Origin of the sequence: Mycobacterium saskatchewanense, assembly GCF_010729105.1 — a bacterium.
In the GTDB taxonomy this organism is placed as follows: Bacteria; Actinomycetota; Actinomycetes; order Mycobacteriales; family Mycobacteriaceae; genus Mycobacterium; species Mycobacterium saskatchewanense.
Genome location: NZ_AP022573.1, coordinates 2,438,350 through 2,454,089 on the forward strand (window position 1 = coordinate 2,438,350; position 15,740 = coordinate 2,454,089).

At 67.9% G+C, this 15,740-nt stretch carries 13 protein-coding genes; 2 read left to right on the forward strand and 11 right to left on the reverse strand.

The window, feature by feature from the left end:
- Positions 1 to 9: 9 nt before the first annotated feature.
- The 4 genes from G6N56_RS11195 to G6N56_RS11210 all read right to left on the reverse strand — a co-directional run bounded on the left by G6N56_RS11195 (position 10) and on the right by G6N56_RS11210 (position 5,224).
- The gene (locus tag G6N56_RS11195) at positions 10 to 879 is read right to left on the reverse strand and encodes a class II glutamine amidotransferase (protein WP_085257828.1); all 870 of its coding nucleotides are present in this window, start codon (positions 877 to 879) and stop codon (positions 10 to 12) included.
- Between the two features lie 14 nt (positions 880 to 893).
- Complete coding sequence (locus G6N56_RS11200; RefSeq protein ID WP_456299247.1) at positions 894 to 1,961, reverse strand: IS110 family RNA-guided transposase; 1,068 nt, start codon at positions 1,959 to 1,961, stop codon at positions 894 to 896.
- A 350-nt stretch (positions 1,962 to 2,311) separates the two neighbouring features.
- Positions 2,312 to 3,937 (reverse strand): long-chain fatty acid--CoA ligase, encoded by a 1,626-nt coding sequence (locus tag G6N56_RS11205; RefSeq protein WP_085256099.1) that lies wholly within the window; start codon positions 3,935 to 3,937, stop codon positions 2,312 to 2,314.
- A 231-nt stretch (positions 3,938 to 4,168) separates the two neighbouring features.
- On the reverse strand, positions 4,169 to 5,224 hold the full coding sequence (locus G6N56_RS11210) for a YncE family protein (protein WP_085256100.1): 1,056 nt from the start codon (positions 5,222 to 5,224) through the stop codon (positions 4,169 to 4,171).
- A gap of 774 nt (positions 5,225 to 5,998) precedes the next feature.
- Here G6N56_RS11210 and G6N56_RS11215 point away from each other — a divergent pair.
- On the forward strand, positions 5,999 to 7,072 hold the full coding sequence (locus G6N56_RS11215; protein WP_085256101.1) for a class 1 fructose-bisphosphatase: 1,074 nt from the start codon (positions 5,999 to 6,001) through the stop codon (positions 7,070 to 7,072).
- 32 nt (positions 7,073 to 7,104) lie between these two features.
- A complete protein-coding gene (locus G6N56_RS11220) occupies positions 7,105 to 7,992 on the forward strand; it encodes a phosphoribulokinase (RefSeq protein WP_085256102.1) in 888 nt (295 codons plus the stop codon).
- On the opposite strand, the gene G6N56_RS11225 is transcribed toward G6N56_RS11220, so the two are convergent.
- The 7 genes from G6N56_RS11225 to G6N56_RS11255 all read right to left on the reverse strand — a co-directional run bounded on the left by G6N56_RS11225 (position 7,989) and on the right by G6N56_RS11255 (position 15,739).
- Complete coding sequence (locus G6N56_RS11225; RefSeq protein WP_142280631.1) at positions 7,989 to 9,488, reverse strand: NADH-quinone oxidoreductase subunit M; 1,500 nt, start codon at positions 9,486 to 9,488, stop codon at positions 7,989 to 7,991. The two genes, G6N56_RS11220 and G6N56_RS11225, sit on opposite strands and share 4 nt — an antisense overlap.
- A complete protein-coding gene (gene nuoL / locus G6N56_RS11230) occupies positions 9,488 to 11,374 on the reverse strand; it encodes an NADH-quinone oxidoreductase subunit L (protein WP_085256103.1) in 1,887 nt (628 codons plus the stop codon). Before nuoL ends, G6N56_RS11225 begins: the two co-directional genes overlap by 1 nt.
- A 3-nt stretch (positions 11,375 to 11,377) precedes the next feature.
- Positions 11,378 to 11,524, reverse strand: coding sequence for a hypothetical protein (locus tag G6N56_RS11235; protein ID WP_158090724.1), 147 nt, complete (start codon positions 11,522 to 11,524; stop codon positions 11,378 to 11,380).
- A 75-nt stretch (positions 11,525 to 11,599) separates the two neighbouring features.
- Positions 11,600 to 12,445: a hypothetical protein gene (locus G6N56_RS11240; protein WP_085256104.1), complete on the reverse strand. Its 846-nt coding sequence runs from the start codon at positions 12,443 to 12,445 to the stop codon at positions 11,600 to 11,602.
- Positions 12,442 to 13,620: an NHL repeat-containing protein gene (locus G6N56_RS11245; RefSeq protein WP_085256105.1), complete on the reverse strand. Its 1,179-nt coding sequence runs from the start codon at positions 13,618 to 13,620 to the stop codon at positions 12,442 to 12,444. Before G6N56_RS11245 ends, G6N56_RS11240 begins: the two co-directional genes overlap by 4 nt.
- Complete coding sequence (locus tag G6N56_RS11250; RefSeq protein ID WP_085256106.1) at positions 13,617 to 14,492, reverse strand: NifU family protein; 876 nt, start codon at positions 14,490 to 14,492, stop codon at positions 13,617 to 13,619. Before G6N56_RS11250 ends, G6N56_RS11245 begins: the two co-directional genes overlap by 4 nt.
- Positions 14,489 to 15,739, reverse strand: coding sequence for a tetratricopeptide repeat protein (locus tag G6N56_RS11255; RefSeq protein ID WP_085256107.1), 1,251 nt, complete (start codon positions 15,737 to 15,739; stop codon positions 14,489 to 14,491). Before G6N56_RS11255 ends, G6N56_RS11250 begins: the two co-directional genes overlap by 4 nt.
- Position 15,740: the final 1 nt, after the last annotated feature.

A 15,740-nucleotide genomic window follows, 5' to 3' on the forward strand; every position in this document is an offset into this window, starting at 1 on the left:
GCCGCAAGGTCAGGCCATGACGTGCTGCGCCTGCTCGACGTCCGGGCTCAGCTCCGATCGGCGGATCAGCTGCGCGGGCGGGTCGGGCAGCGCCACACCCCGGCTGATCCGCAGGGCGGAGTCGACGTGCACCAACTCCCCCGGTTCCAGCAGCCGCCAGCGCTCGTCGTCGTCCATCGGTTCGCTGGCGAACACGACCGACGACCGGGTGCACAGGTGCCGGGAATACGCACGGATCCGGTCGGTGCGCATGTGGAAGTCGCGCGTGGCGGGGGTGTCGTGGCGCCGGTCGAGTAGGTACAGCTCGTGGGTGTCCGGGTAGCGCAGCGCCCACATGTCGGTGGCCGTGCACAGCAGCACGTTGACCGCGTAGATCGGCACGTTGGCGCCGAGCCAGCGCATGGCGTCGAGCAGGCCGCCGGGGACGTCGCCGGCGCGGGCGCGGATCGACGCGGTGATGAGCGCGAACACCCGCTCGGAGTCGGTGTCGCCCAGCACGAGGCCCTCGGCGCCGAGTTCGCGCAGCCGATGGTCGACGACATCGAGCCCTTCGACGACGCCGTTGTGCGCGAAGATGCGGTCGTCCTGCAGGAACGGGTGGGTGTTGCGGACCTGATGCGACCCGGTCGTCGCGTACCGCACGTGGGCGAGGAACGTCGTGCCGCTCAGCTCGTGCGCTTCGGTGGCGAAGGCGGCGTCCTCCCAGGCCGCCATCGGCCGCTTGTACACCCGCGGCCGACCGTGTTCGTCGAAGACGCCGAGACCCGTGCCGTCCGGGTTCCTCCTGCTCTGGTCGGCCAGGCTGTCCGGGGCGTCGAGCAGCCAGAACGTTGCGGTGCACACATCGGTTCCGGCGTGCAGGCCGAAGAGTCGACACATGAGTTTCTCCTATGTCAAGCCGCTGCCAGTTGGCAAGGCTTTTGGCGGTTGTTGTGGTCGGTGTGAAGGTGGCGAAAGACGACGCGGGCGAGGCGGCGCTTGAGGCAACGAAGAGCTTCGGGGGCGGAGTCGCCTTGAGCGAGGCGGTGCCGGTAGTAGCTCTGGCCTAGGCCGTCGAGGCGAATCTGGGTGACCGCGATGCGGTGCAGCGCAGCGTTGAGCTGGCGGTTGCCCGAACGCGTCATCCGGACCCGGCCGTGGGTGTTGCCCGACCACACCGGCACCGGCGCCACACCGCTATGGCGGGCGAAAGCTGCCTCACTCTTGAATCGGGTGACGCCAGCGGTCTCGCCGACAAGCTTGGTCGCGGTCAGCTCCCCGCATCCGGGCATCGCCAGCAGCACCGGGGCGACGGCACGCACATGCTCACCGATGCGTTTAGCCAAGGCGTTGATCTGTTCGGTGAGTCGAGTGATGTCGGCCAACTCGTCGCTGGCCAGCTCGGCGAGCAGACCGTCGAGGGTGTTCAGCCAGTCACCGAGGATGACCCGGTGTTTGGCCAGGTCCAATGACCGAGCCACCGGGGCGCGCTCGGGATCGAGCTCGTGAATACGCCAGCGCAGCCGGTTGATCATCGCAGTCCGTTGTGCGACAAGGACTTCGCGGCGATCGACCAACAACTTCAACTCACGTGACACCTCGTCGTGAGAGGCGACGGGCAGATCTGGCTCGCGCAGAAATGCCCGCGCGACCGCCAACGCATCGATGGGATCGGACTTGCCGCGCGTGCGCGCCGAAGCCCGCACCTGAGCCATCATCTTCGGGGGAACCCGCACCACGTTCTGACCAAATCCGAACAGGTCGCGTTCCAGACGCGCCGACAAGTGCCGGCAGTCCTCGATGGCCCAGACGACGTCGTCGCCGAAATGTTCGCGGGCCCACATCACCGCCTCGGCATGCCCAGCGGTGACCGCCGTAACGGTCTTCTCACCAACCTTGCGGCCCACCTCGTCGACGGCGACAAAGGTATGCGTGCGCTTGTGTACATCGGCTCCAACAACAACCATGGTGGTTGCCTCCATTCACTGAGAGGTGACGGTTGGGCCGGTCGGCGGACAAACCTCAGTGGGGGCGGTGCCACGCTCCTATCAAGTCACGCCGGCCGGTCCTTCACACCTGGTGCCGACAAAACGCATGCACGCCAACCCGAAGGCGGCACCGACGCTACGAGCCAAGCACCAGATGATCAGGATCCCACCACCGCGATCAGCGGCACCTCACCCTGACACTGACGCCGACGCTACCCACCTCAGTCCGCGCCGGCGTGCTCCGACGGGCTCGGCCACGCACCGCGAGCAGACACAAAATCCGGCTCTCGGGCGCAAAAATGGCCGATTTTGCGTCTGCTCGCGAGGGAACGGGGTAGCGGCAATCAGTCGAAGGCCTCGACCACCCAATAGCCGTGCTCGGCGTATCGCGACCGGATGGCCTTCTTGTCGTACTTGCCGACACTGGTCCGCGGAATCTCGTCGACGAACGTCCACCGCTCCGGCAGCCACCATCGAACCACCTTGTCCGCGAGGTACTTTCGCAGCTCTTCGGCGCTCACGGAGTGCTTGGCGACGACGACGGCGAGCGGCCTTTCCTGCCACCGCTCGTCGGGCACCGCCACCACCGCGGCCTCCACCACGTGGGGATGCCCGACGAGGCAGTTCTCCAACTCGACCGAGGAGATCCACTCCCCGCCGGACTTGATGACGTCCTTGGCGCGGTCGGTCAGCGTGACGAAGCCCCGCTCGTCGAGGCGGCCGACGTCGCCGGTGCGCAGCCAGCCGGAGTCGAACTTGGAGTCGTCGTGCCCGAGGTAGTACGAGCCGGTGATCCAGGGCCCGCGGACTTCCACCTCGCCCACGGCGGTGCCGTCGTTGGGCAGCACCCGGCCCTCGTCGTCGACGATCCGCATCTCTACGCCACACATGGGCTGGCCCTGGGTGGCGCGGTAGGCCCAGTGCTGGTCCTCCGGGATGCCGGGCGGCGGCCACGCCATGGTGGCCATCGGGGAGGTTTCCGTCATGCCCCACAGCTGCCGGATCTGGACGCCGTGGTTCTCCTCGAAGGCGCGCATCAACGACACGGGGACGGCCGAACCCCCGCAGACCACCAGCCGCAGCGACGTCATGTCGTGCCCGGGCTCGTCGTCGAGCCGGTGCAGGACGTCGTTCCAGATCGTCGGCACCGCTCCCGCCAGGGTGGGCCGCAGGTCCTCGACCATGCCGATCAGCGACCGGGCGTCGAGATGGCAATCGGGCAGCACCAGGTCGGCCCCGGCCATCAGCGCCGCGTACGGCAGACCCCACGCGTTGGCGTGGAACATCGGCACGATCGGCAGCACGCTGTCGCTGGCGCCCACGCCGATGCCGTTGGTGGTGCAGGCCGCCATGGCGTGCAAGAAGCTCGACCGGTGGCTGTACACCACCCCCTTCGGGTTGCCGGTGGTGCCGCTCGTGTAACACATTGCGGCGGCGGATTTTTCGTCGATCTCAGGCCAGTCGAATTCGGCCGACTCGCCATCGATCACGTCGCGGTAGCGCAGCACCGTCTTGCCCGATTCCTCCAGCGAAGCGGTGTCGCCCTCGCCCACCAGGATCACCGTGTGCACCGTCTTGAGCTCGCTGAGGATGGGGGCCAGCAGCCTGGTCAGCGACGAGTCGACCAGCACCACCTGGTCTTCGGCCTCGTTGGCGACGAAGGCGATCTGCTCGGGGAAGAGGCGAATGTTGAGGGTGTGCAGAACCGCACCCATCGACGGGACGGCCAGGTAGGCGGCCAGGTGCTCGCTGTTGTTCCACATGAACGTCGCGACCCGCTGGTCACCCGTAATGCCCAGGCGGCGCAACGCGTTTGCCAGCCGGGCGGCCTCCTCGCCGAGTTCGCGGTAAGTGCAGCTCCGGTAACCGTTCCCCGTCGATGTGGTGACGGTCCGTGCCCCGTGCACACCGCAGCCGTGGCGCACGATCGCGGCGATGGTCAACGGGAAGTCCTGCATCGTGCTGTCCATCGATGTACCGCCTCTTGTGGTCCGGCGCAGCGCCGCCTGCTGCGCAATCGGGCGAATGCTATCGCCGTGCGCAGCTGCGCGTAACGGGTTACCCCGACTTGCCCCATTGTCAACCGGTGTCAACCGGCGTCAACCGGTCAAGCGCAAGCCGCCGAGATCGCCGTGCGGGTCGCGCTTGGCCGCGGATCACGACCACGGCGGCGATCTCGGCGGCAAATGAGCAGAGCCCGCCTAGACGAGCGCCGGTTCGCGCGGGGTGAGATCGGGCAGCAGGAGACCCCCGGGTGAGGCCTCGTCGTCATCAACCAGCGCGGGGGCCGAGCCGACGGGGACGACGGTGACCGCCCCGGAGTAGTCCGCTACGTAGAGGCGCCTGGCGTCCGGGCTTTCGATGACGCGCGACGGCCGGTCGGTCGCGGTGACGGTGCCGACGACGTCGTGCGTGAGTGTGCAGAGCACCGTGATCCCCGTGTCGCTGACGACGTAGGCGCGGTCGCCGTCGCCGCTGACGGTGAGCCCGGTGAGGATGCCCCCGAGGTCGCCGACCTTCCGCGTGCGGGTGATCTTGTGGGCGCGGGTGTCGACGACATCGACCACCGCGCCGGCATCCGGGGCGCAACTGGCGACGTAGGCGACGGCACCGTCGGGGCTCAGCGCCACGTCGCGGATGGGCAGCCCGATGCCGATCGCGTTCATCACGCGCGGGCCGGCGCCGCGGGCCCGCAGCACGACGAGCTGGCCGCCGGCCGGGCCGTTGGTGGCCACGTAGACGCGCGCGCCGTCCGCGCTGACGCGCACGCACTCGGTGGTGTGCGCCGGGCCGGGCAGGCGGACTTCCTCGACGCGGCCCGTGGCGGTCTCGACGATCGCCACGTCGGCTCCGTCCGCCCCGCTCCGGCCGGCGTACACGTAGCCGCCGTCGGGGCTGACCGCCAGGTCGCTGATGCGGGAGGCCAGCGGATGGGTGGCGACAACCTCGCCGGCGCCCGGGTCGATGACCGCGATCGCGTCGTACGCCGGCGTCGCGACGCTGACGTACGCCCGGCCGCCGCCCATGGCGATCGCGAACGGCTCGCTCAGGCCGGCGATCGTGTCGATGACCTGGAAGGCGTAGGGGTCGACCACGGAGACACTGTCGCCGCCGTAGTTCGTGACCAACAGCCGGCCGCCGTCCGCGTCGGCGACGACGTCGCTGATCGGGCCGTTCTCGACCGCAATGCGGACCGCGCCGTCGGGAACGCAAGCGTTTCGATCGTGGGCAGCCTTCCGGCCGTTCACCTTGCTCATACCGAGCACCGCCTATCTAGGTCGAAGTCACTGGTGCATATCCACGGCCCGGACTTCATTGATTTCCGCGCCCATAGGCGCCGTTTCTGCGAGTTTAGTGGCGGAATTTCGGCCCGCTCGCATGAAAAGATTCCCTGCCGGGCATGTTCCGAGCGCGGCCTTACGCGTTTCTTAATAAGCCGATGCACGAATGCGTTTCATGCCCATTGCAGCGAAGATCGGCACCCGTCCTGCCAGCGGGTCCAGCCCGCTAGCTAACGATCGGAGCGAAGTTCCCGAAACGGCGCAATTGACAAGGATTTCTCAGGTGGAGGCCGTGAGGGAGTCGCAGATCACAGCCCGTTGGGGCCGGCGTCGCGCGACTGCAGGGCGTTACCCGATGGATCCGGCCGCGTCGCGCAATCCAGTTCGATCTGAGCATCGATAACCGCCGGCGCCCACGCGGTCTTTCGAATTCGTCCCGCGGTCGCGCCCAAATGCCCTCCCGTCGCGGGACACCGCCGGGCCGCGATGGACATGGTCAGCATTCGTTGTCATCGCGCGGGGGGCTTGTCGGGGCGCGGTGCGGTGTGAGCACACAACGGGAATCGAAAGGACGGAATCGCTGCGCCGCAGCGGCTTTCACGCATACACCGGACCGGGCTTCGCCGCGGGGCCCGTCCCCCGCGCGGCCACCCATGCGGGGGATGGATAGCGCCCGCCCGGATCGGACGATGAAGACCGGTCTTCCGAACGCCCGTCGGCCTCGTGCCGCCCCGCCAAAGGTATCTGCGCATGCTCACCAACCGCACCACGCTGGTCAAATTCCTGATCGAGGAACGCCGGCGCCACCCCGACGCGAGCGGCGAACTCAACTCGCTGATCCTCGATGTCGCCCTTGCCTGCAAGGCCATTTCGACCCGGGTGGCGCAGGGAGAACTGGGCGGTGTTCTGGGCGCAGCCGACGCGGTGAACGTGCAAGGCGAAGTGCAGCAGAAACTGGACGTGCTGGCCAACGATTACTTCCTGCGCGCAACCGAGTGGGGCGGCCAGGTATCGGGAATGGCCTCGGAAGAACTCGCCGAGCCCTACCTGCTGCCGACGCAGTATCCCCGCGGCAAATACCTGCTCGTCTTCGATCCGCTCGACGGATCGTCGAACATTGACGTCAACGTCTCTGTGGGGAGCATCTTTTCGATCCTGCGCGCATCCGATCCCGGCGGCGACCCGGCGCCCGGGGACTTTTTGCAGCCCGGCTCGCGGCAGGTGTGCGCCGGGTACGCGATCTACGGCCCGTCGACCATGCTCGTGCTCACGGTCGGCACGGGCGTGCACGCCTTCACGTTGGATCCCACACTCGGGGAGTTCGTTCTGACCCGACAGGCGATCCAAATCCCCGTCTCCACCACCGAATTCGCCATCAACGCCTCGAACAGGCGGTTCTGGGAGCCCGCGGTTCAGCGCTACATCGACGAGTGCCTGGCGGGCCGGACCGGGCCGCGGGGCAAGGACTTCAACATGCGGTGGGTCGCGTCACTGGTCGCCGAGACGCACCGAATTCTCAGCCGCGGCGGTGTGTTCCTGTATCCGCGGGATGACAAGGACCCCGACAAGCCGGGGCGCCTTCGGCTGCTGTATGAAGCCAGCCCGATCGGGTTCCTCGTCGAACAGGCAGGCGGCGCGGCCAGCACCGGCCGCGGCCGCCTGCTGGATGTCGTCCCGACGAGCCTGCATCAACGTGTGCCCCTGATCTTCGGGGCGGCCGACGAGGTCGAGCTGATCGAGGATTACCACCGCAAGGACTATGTAAGGCCCTCCACGTCACCGCTGTACGGCGTCCGCGGCCTGTACCGCAGTGGAGTCGGCTGACCCGATCACCCGATCGTATTTGGAGGGAACACATGTCGCGCCTGCACCCCATCATTTCGGTCACCGGCTCCTCCGGGGCGGGAACGACCTCCGTCATGCGGACCTTCGACCAGATATTCCGCCGCGAGGGCATCGACGTCGCGTTCGTCGAAGGGGACAGCTTTCACCGATACGACCGCGTCGCCATGAAGGCGGCGATCGCTGACGCCCGTGCGCGCGGCGACCACTCCTTCAGCCACTTCGGTCCGGAGGCCAATCTTTTCGACGAGCTACAGCAGCTCTTTCAGACCTACGGCGAGACCGGCACCGGCAAGGTCCGGCGTTACCTGCACGACGAGAAGGAGGCCGAGCCCTTCGGCCAGGAGCCGGGTACCTTCACGCCGTGGGAGGAGATTCCGGAGGACACCGACATGCTGTTCTATGAGGGACTACACGGCGCCATCGTCACCGATGAGGTCGACGTCGCGGCGCATGCCGACCTGCGGATCGGCGTGGTCCCGGTGATCAACCTCGAATGGATTCAGAAGTTGCACCGCGACAAGGTGTCGCGCGGGTACTCCTCCGAGGCAGTCACCGACACCATTCTGCGCCGCATGCCCGACTACGTGAATTACATGTGCACTCAGTTCTCGCATACCGACGTCAATTTCCAGCGAGTGCCTGTAGTCGACACCTCCAACCCGTTCATCGCCCGGTCCATACCCACCGCCGACGAGTCGATGCTGATCATCCGGTTCCGCGACCCGCACGGCATCGATTTCCCGTATCTGCTTGCGATGCTTCATGACTCGTTCATGTCTCGTGCGAACACAATCGTGTGCCCGGGCGGCAAGATGGATCTGGCCATGCAGCTGATCTTCACGCCGATGGTACTGCGCCTGCTGGAGCTGCGCAAAGCACAGCTGGCCGCGGCGCGTTAGCCGCGCCTGGGTGGCGGCACCGGCTCGGCCAGCGCGGTGTGCCCGATCGCCGGATTGATCACGTCCAGTGCGGGTTGGGGATAGCAGCCCAGGACGACGAGCAACGCCAGCAGCGGTGCGACCGCGGCCAGTTCACGGGGCCGCAGGTCGCCGACCGGTGCGTCGCCCTCGCTCCGGGGCCCGGTCATCAACCGCTGGTAGAGCCACAGGATGCAGATGGCCGAGAGGACGAGCGCGGATCCGGCGAAGATCGCGAACACCGGATACCTGCCGAACGTGCCGACCAGCACGAGGAATTCGCTGACGAAGGGCGCCAGTCCGGGGAGGGCCAGCGACGCCATGCCGGCGATCAGGAACGTTCCGGCAAGCACGGGAGCGACTTGCTGCACGCCGCCGTAGTCCGCGATGAGCCGGGTGCCCCTGCGCGAGACCAAAAAGCCGGCGATGAGCAACAGCGCGGCGGTCGCCACGCCGTGGTTGACCATGTACAGCGTCGCACCGGACTGGCCCTGCTCGGTCATCGCGAAAATGCCGAGGACGATGAACCCGAAATGGCTGATCGATGTGTAGGCGATCACGCGCATGATGTCGCTCTGCCCGATCGCCACCAGGGCTCCGTAGCCGATCGCTACGACCGACAGGGCGATGACGAACGGCCGGAACAGGATTGCGCTCCCGGGGAAGAGTTGTAGGCAGTATCGCAGCATGCCAAACGTGCCGATCTTGTCGACGACGGCCATCATCAGCACCGCCGTCACCGGTGTGGCCTCGACGGCCAGCCCCGGTAACCACGTGTGCAGCGGCCACAGCGGTGCCTTGACGGCGAAGGCAAACATGAAGCCAAGGAACAGCAGGTGCATGACCGCGGGAGTCGGGGCTATCGCACCCGAGGACACCGCGGCCACGATGGCGCGGAAATCGAAAGTCCCCGCGGCTGCCCGGTTGAGGAAGATCAACGCGGCCAGCATCAGCAGGCCGCCAAACAGGCTGTACAGCAAGAACTTCAGTGCGGCCCGAGGCGCGCCGGCCCCCCCGTACCGGCCGACGAGGAAGAACATGGGGATCAGCATCGCTTCGAAGGACACAAAGAAGAGCAGGAGGTCCAGCGCAACCAGCGAGACGAGCATCGTCGACTCGGCGACCAGCATCAGCGCCACATAGCCGTGCGGCCGCTCGGCGTCGTTCCACCCGGCCGTCAGCAGCAGCGGCATCAACCCCGAGGTCAGCACCACGAGCACCATCGCGACACCATCGACACCGACGACATACCCTGCACCGAAAGTCGGTAACCATGAGTGGCTTTCCACGAACTGGTAACCCGGTCGATTCGGTTCGAAGCGCACGACGAGCACCCCGGCGATCACCACGCCGGCCAACGAGACACCGACGGCCGTGTATTTCGCTGCGACCGGCCTGCCCCCCGGCACCGCCAGGACCACGAAGGCTCCCACCAGGGGCGCCAGCCACAACACGCTCAACAACGGCAACTGGGTCATCAGAGCCTTCCCACGACAAGACTGCACAACAAACCGGTGGCACCGAAGAGGATCGCCAGCGCGTACGAGCGCGCGAAGCCGGTCTGGATCCTGCTGATCTTCGCCGAGCCGGCGCCGACCAACCGGGCGATGCCTTCGACCGCGGCATCGATCAGCCGGCGATCCACGTCGGCGAGCCTCCGCGACAGGCGCCGGCCAGGACGCATGAACACCGCCTCGTTCAGGCTGTCCCCGAACAGGTCCCGACGGGCGGCGATCACCCATACCGACACCCATTCCGAGGCAACGGTTTTCACCGGTCGAGTCCCATGGCTGCGATAGCCGATCGCGGCTCCGAACACGACCACGGCCAAGGTGGCGGCAATGAGCGCCCAGGCGGGCCCGGCGGGGTGCTGCTCGGCCGACCGTGGATCGGTCACCGGCTGCAGCCAACGCTGCAGGGTGCCGCCGATCGCGAGGGCGGCTCCGCCGCCCACCGACCCGCACGCCAGCACGATCATGGGCACCGTCATGACGAGGGGCGATTCGTGGGGGTGAAGACCCGGGTTCCAGCGCGGTTTGCCGAAGAATGTCATGACCATGACGCGGGTCATGTAAAACGCCGTGATCCCGGCCCCGAGGATTGCCACGCCGCCCAGGACCGCGCCGCCGACGCGGCCGGCGGCGAAGGCGGTCTCGATGATCGCGTCCTTGGAGAAGAACCCGGCCAGGGGCGGCATGCCGATGATGGCCAGATAGCCCAGCCCGAAGGTGGCAAAGGTCACCGGCATCGCCCTGCGCAGCCCGCCATAGCGGCGCATGTCGGTCTCGTCGTCCATGCCGTGCATCACCGACCCGGCGCCCAGAAAAAGTCCGGCTTTGAAGAAGCCGTGGGTGAGCAGGTGCATGATCGCCACCGCGTAGCCTGCCGGTCCCAGACCCGCCGCCAGCACCATATAGCCGATCTGCGACATGGTCGAGGCTGCCAGGGCCTTCTTGATGTCGTCCTTGGCGCAGCCGATAATCGCCCCGAACAACAGGGTTACCGCGCCGACGACCGCCACCGCCGTCCGCGCGACGGGCGCCGCGTCGAACACGGGACCCGAGCGCACGATCAAGTACACGCCGGCGGTGACCATCGTGGCGGCGTGGATCAACGCACTGACCGGTGTCGGCCCCTCCATCGCGTCGCCGAGCCATGACTGCAGGGGAACCTGTGCGGATTTGCCGCAGGCCGCCAGCAGCAGCATCAGCCCGATGACGGTGAGCGCAGGCTGTGCCGCCGGTGACGCCTTGGCGAATACGCCTGCGTAGGAAAGGGTCCCGAGGTGGGCGAACATCATCATCAGGGCTAGCGCCAGCCCCACATCACCGACTCGGTTGACGACGAACGCTTTCTTGGCCGCCGTCGCCGCGGCCGGTTTGTGCGACCAGAACCCGATGAGTAGATAGGACGCCAAACCTACGCCCTCCCAACCGAAGTACAGCCCGAGGTAATTGTCGGCCAGCACCAGCAGCAGCATCGCCGCGACGAACAGGTTCAGGTAGCCGAAGAAGCGTCGCCGCGCCGGGTCGCCGCGCAGGTAGCCGATCGAATACAGGTGGATCAACGCCCCGACGCCGGTGATCAGCAGCACGAAGCACACGCTCAGTGCATCCAGTTGCAGCCCGAACTCGACGTCCAGCGCGGCAACCTTCACCCAGGAGAACCATGTCTCGTGCAGCACCCGATCGGGCGCCGCCCGATGCAGCAGGCCGGTGAAAAGCGCCAGCCCGCAACCGAATGACATCAGCACACTCGCACACCCGAGCACATGGCCCCACGAGTCAGCGCGCCTGCCGCCGAGCAGTAAGATCGCCGCCCCGGTCAAGGGCAGCGCAATGAGCGGCCACAGCACCGGTGCCATCCCTCAGTGCCTCGACAGTCGGGCGTCATCCACGTCGGCGCCGGGCTGGGAGCGGGCGACGAACACGGTGATGGCCAACTCGACCATCACCTCACACGCGACCGCCAGAGCGACGGCCGCCACGACCATGACGAGGAGACAGAGGTCCACACCCCGTAGCTTGGGCGTTCGAACCGTGTCACCAAACCCCGAATCGGGGGATACGCCAGGTGATCCCGCGGGCGCTCAGCGTCGCCGCGTGCCCACGCCCCTCAGACCCGGGTCGAAGGTCGCCCGGGCCGACACCGACGTGGCGGCCGCCGCCACCACGACGGCGGCACCCTCCTCGTGTCCTTTGGGAAAGACGATTTCGGCGCTGTCGGGCCCGTCGCGATGGGCCATCAGCCAGTCGTAGAGCAACCAGTCGACGGCACAGGCGACGGCAAGTGGGTCGGCATCGGGGCTGCGGGACGCGGCGATCACCGAACCGAGCGCATCCAGGTGTTCCCGGCGCGCGCCGTCCTTGTTCACCCCCGAGCTGTCGAACATCAACATCGACAGGGTGAGTGGGAATCGTTGTCCCGCTTCGGTGCGAACAACCCACCGGCCGCCCAGCCAGGGTCGTGCCGGATCCACCTGCCGCATCTCCCCGAAGCCGCCCACCACCCCGATCCCGGGTTCGTCGAGTTGGCCGTCGAACGGTGCCGGCCCCAGCAGGCCGAGCGGCTGCCGGGCCCGGATCGAGAACAAGGCGGCCGTCCCGATGATCTTGCCGGCGCGCAGGTCCGGTTCTACCCCAGCAGATTCGGACGCCTGCGCGTACTCGAGGCACAACCGATCCAGGGTGCGGTGCAGCTCGAGCAGATCGTCGCGTTCGGTCGCGTCCGCGGGTCCCCTTCCCCCGCCGAGCATTTCGCCAAAACGCTCGGCGGCGATGATCAACGCGTCATCGAGCGCCTCCAGGTGGGTGGCCACCAGCCGATCGGGCTCGTCGTCCGCCGCCGCCAATTGCGCAAGCGAGGTCGGTGCGCCGGCCGCTGTGGTCCAATAAAACCCGACCTGGCCGTCGACCTGGACGATGCGCGGCCTCACCGGCGCCGCCAGATCACGACCCGGTTGTTCCCCGAGTCCGCAACCGCCAAGCGGTCCCCGCACAGCGAAAGCCCGTACGGCCAGCACAGGGTGTCGCGCTGCACCGACGACCAGCGGTTTTCGCCGTTGGCCCCGAAGTGCGGCTGCGCCAGCACGTAGTCGGCAGGGCGGCCATCGGTGGGAACTCCGTCCCACAACAGAATTCGGTTGTTGGCGGTGTCCGCCACCGCCAGTCGTTCTCCGGCGAGACCGACCGCATAGGGGAACCGAAACCGGTCACCCGTGTGCGGACCGTACGGCCATTCCTGCGCACTGGCGAAATCCGGCTGTCCCGCCAGCACGTCGGCCGGAGCGTCGGAGCCGGGCGGGGGCGACCACCCCAGGATCCGGTGGTTGCCCGCGTCGGCAACCAGCAACAGATCTTCCCGTCCGGCGATGTCGTGCGGCCAGCGGAAGCTGGCCGGGCCGGGTTCCCCCGCCCGGTTTTCCTCCCGGTGAGAGGCGTCGGGTTGGCCGAGCACGACGTCAGCGGGCCGGCCCGGATCGGGAATCCCGCCCCGCCAGCCGAGAACGCGACGATTGCCGGTGTCGGCGACCCAAAAAATGCCGCCGACAATCGCGATCCCGAAGGGCCAGTAAAAGGACGCCGCGCAGCATTCGCCGCCCCCGTTGGGCTCCACCGAGGACGCGTCGGGTTGCCCCAACACGACATCCGGGGCGACGTCGGTGCACGCGGGAAACTCGTCCCAGACCAGGATGCGGTGATGCCACGCGTCGGCGACGACGAGCCGGCCGTCGTGCACGAGGACGCCGGTGGGCAGGTTCATGCCGCGTTCGGGCCCGCGGCCGCCGGCCGCGCGGCCCTCGGTCGACCCGTCCGGCTGGCCCAGCACGACGTCGGCCGGCTGCTCGTCGACCTGGGGGACGCCGTGCCACAACAACACTCGATGGTTCCCAGAGTCGGCGACCACCAGATGCTGATCGTCGAGGTATACCCCGCGCGGCGAATACATCCACGCCATGGTGGGTTCCGCCGCGGGAAGAGCCAGTCCGCCGGGGGCGGGTGCGCCCAGCCACACGTCGGGCGACCAGCCACCGGTGAGATCGAGATCGGGCACGGCCTCGACCCGCCGGGGTGGCGCAGTGACGTTGTGCCGGACCGTGTAGCGGCTCATCCGCGCACTCGGACCCAAACGTCTCCGTCGTCCACGCGCAGTGGCAATTGCTCGAGTTGCGCGCCGGGTGCGCTCAGGCATTCACCCGAGGACGCGTCGTAGCAGAAACCGTGCCAGGGGCAGGTGAGCGTCCCGCTGTCGGCGTCGAGGACGGCGTTGTCCAATGGCATTGCCTCGTGGGCGCATTCGTTGCGGTAGGCGGACAGCCGATGGTCGACACTCACAAGGATCACGTCGGCATGCTCGCCCGAATCTGCCGTCAGGCTGCGCACCGTCACGTCGCCGTCGGCCAGCCCGGAGGCCGGCCCGACCATGGCCCACCCGTCGCGCGCCGTGGCCGACCCGATGCGCAGGGCCTCGATCGGAATCAGCGTCGGCGACGGCTCGTTCGGCAGCACTTCGACCGCGCCGATCGCCGGCACGCCCTCGACCAGCGCCTGCTCGACAAGGTTCCGCAGAGTCGCCGAGGACATCGAACATCCGTTGCAAGCTCCTTCGAGCCGCACGTACGCGGTGCCGTCCTCGACCCGGACGAGGGTGACATCGCCCCCATGACTTTGCAACTGGGGCCGCACGGAGGCCAGCACCCGGTTGGCGTGGGTGACGGGGTCGGGCCGGATGATCTCGTGCAGGGAAAGCAACAGGTGCACCACCGGGTCGTCCACCAGCTCGAACAAGACCGCACGGGCGGCGTCGTCCGCGCGCATGCGGCGCACCATGGTCACCAGCCCGGCACGATGCACGGCCTCGAGTGCCGCCTTGAGCTCCTCGGCCACGGCCCGGGCCTTCGGGTCGAGGTCGGCCAGCGCCGCGACGGCGTCGTCAACCCGCTTGGCCAGTTCTTCGAGCCCGGGCTCGGATATCACGGTCATGCGAGTTCCCCGGAACGCGAAAGCGCCACCTGTCGGGCGATCTCGTCCAGCACGCCGCGCACCGCACGCACGGATTCGTTGTCCTGGTGCTCCTCGAACAAGAAACGCGCCTCGTACAACTTGGCCTTGGCCTGGTCGAAGATCCCGAGGTGGGCCAGCGCGTTGCCCTGGTTGGCCAGCACCCTGGCCCTGCCCAGTGGGTCGCTTTCGCGAGAGCGGGTCGCGAGCACGCCCTCGTAGAGTTCCACCGCTTCCACGAGGTTGTCGGCCTGGTGCTTGGACGGCGTGTACACCAGCGAGTTCGCGAGATTCAGCTGGACGCTCGCCCACTGCTCGGGGTAACGCTCGGGGGTGTAGACCTTCAGCGCCGAGCGCAGCGATTGCGCGGCAACCCCGAGACGCAACTGGCCGGACGCCTCCACCATCGGCATGGTCAGGTATGCCGTCGCCAGGTTGGCATGCGCCGACGCCCACAGCAGCGGCGCCTCCTCCCGCAACACCAGCTGGAGCGCGGAGTGATAGTGCGGTATCGCCTGCGCCAAGACTCCCGGATTGTCTTGGGCGCGTTCGTGTATCAGCCCCGCAATGGTGAGATGCAGCTCCGCCCGGGCGACGCGCAGACCGTCGGCGCCGTCGAGCAGACGCAGCGCTCGTTCCAGGCGCGGCTGGGCCGACGCGTCATCGGTGTCGCGGCCGATCGATCCGGCCGCCCCGATCAGCACACCTTCAAGGCATGACGACACTTCGGCGGCAGCTTCGGCGGCACGCATCAGCAGGGCGACCGCGGTCGCTGGGTTCCCCTGCGCCACAGCGTGACTGGCTTGCGCGGATAGCGCGACGGCGGCAAGCTCCCCGGTGGCGTCGTCGGCCTCGGGCGGCATGTCGCGTGCGCCGATGGTGAACAACACGAGGTCTACCAGCACACCGAATTCGCCGAGATCGGCGCGCAGCCGGTCCGTGTCGACGCCGTCGGGCTGCAGCACGAACCGGTTGTATCGGGTGACGGGGTCGTCGGCGCTCAGCTGAGCCAACGCCGCGTCGACGTCGCCGGAAAGGGCGAGCTCGTGCGCACGCAGCCCTTCCGGCCAGGCGGCGGGTTCGTTCCCCTCCAGCAGCGTCGAACGCACCGCGTCGTTCTCCTCGCCGGCGGGGATCAGCAGATACCCCAGCGGCAGGGGGAACGCGCCGAGCGGCTGCGGTCTGGCGGCCACCGCGGCGATGGGGTTGACCTCAGCGGCGGTGGTCATG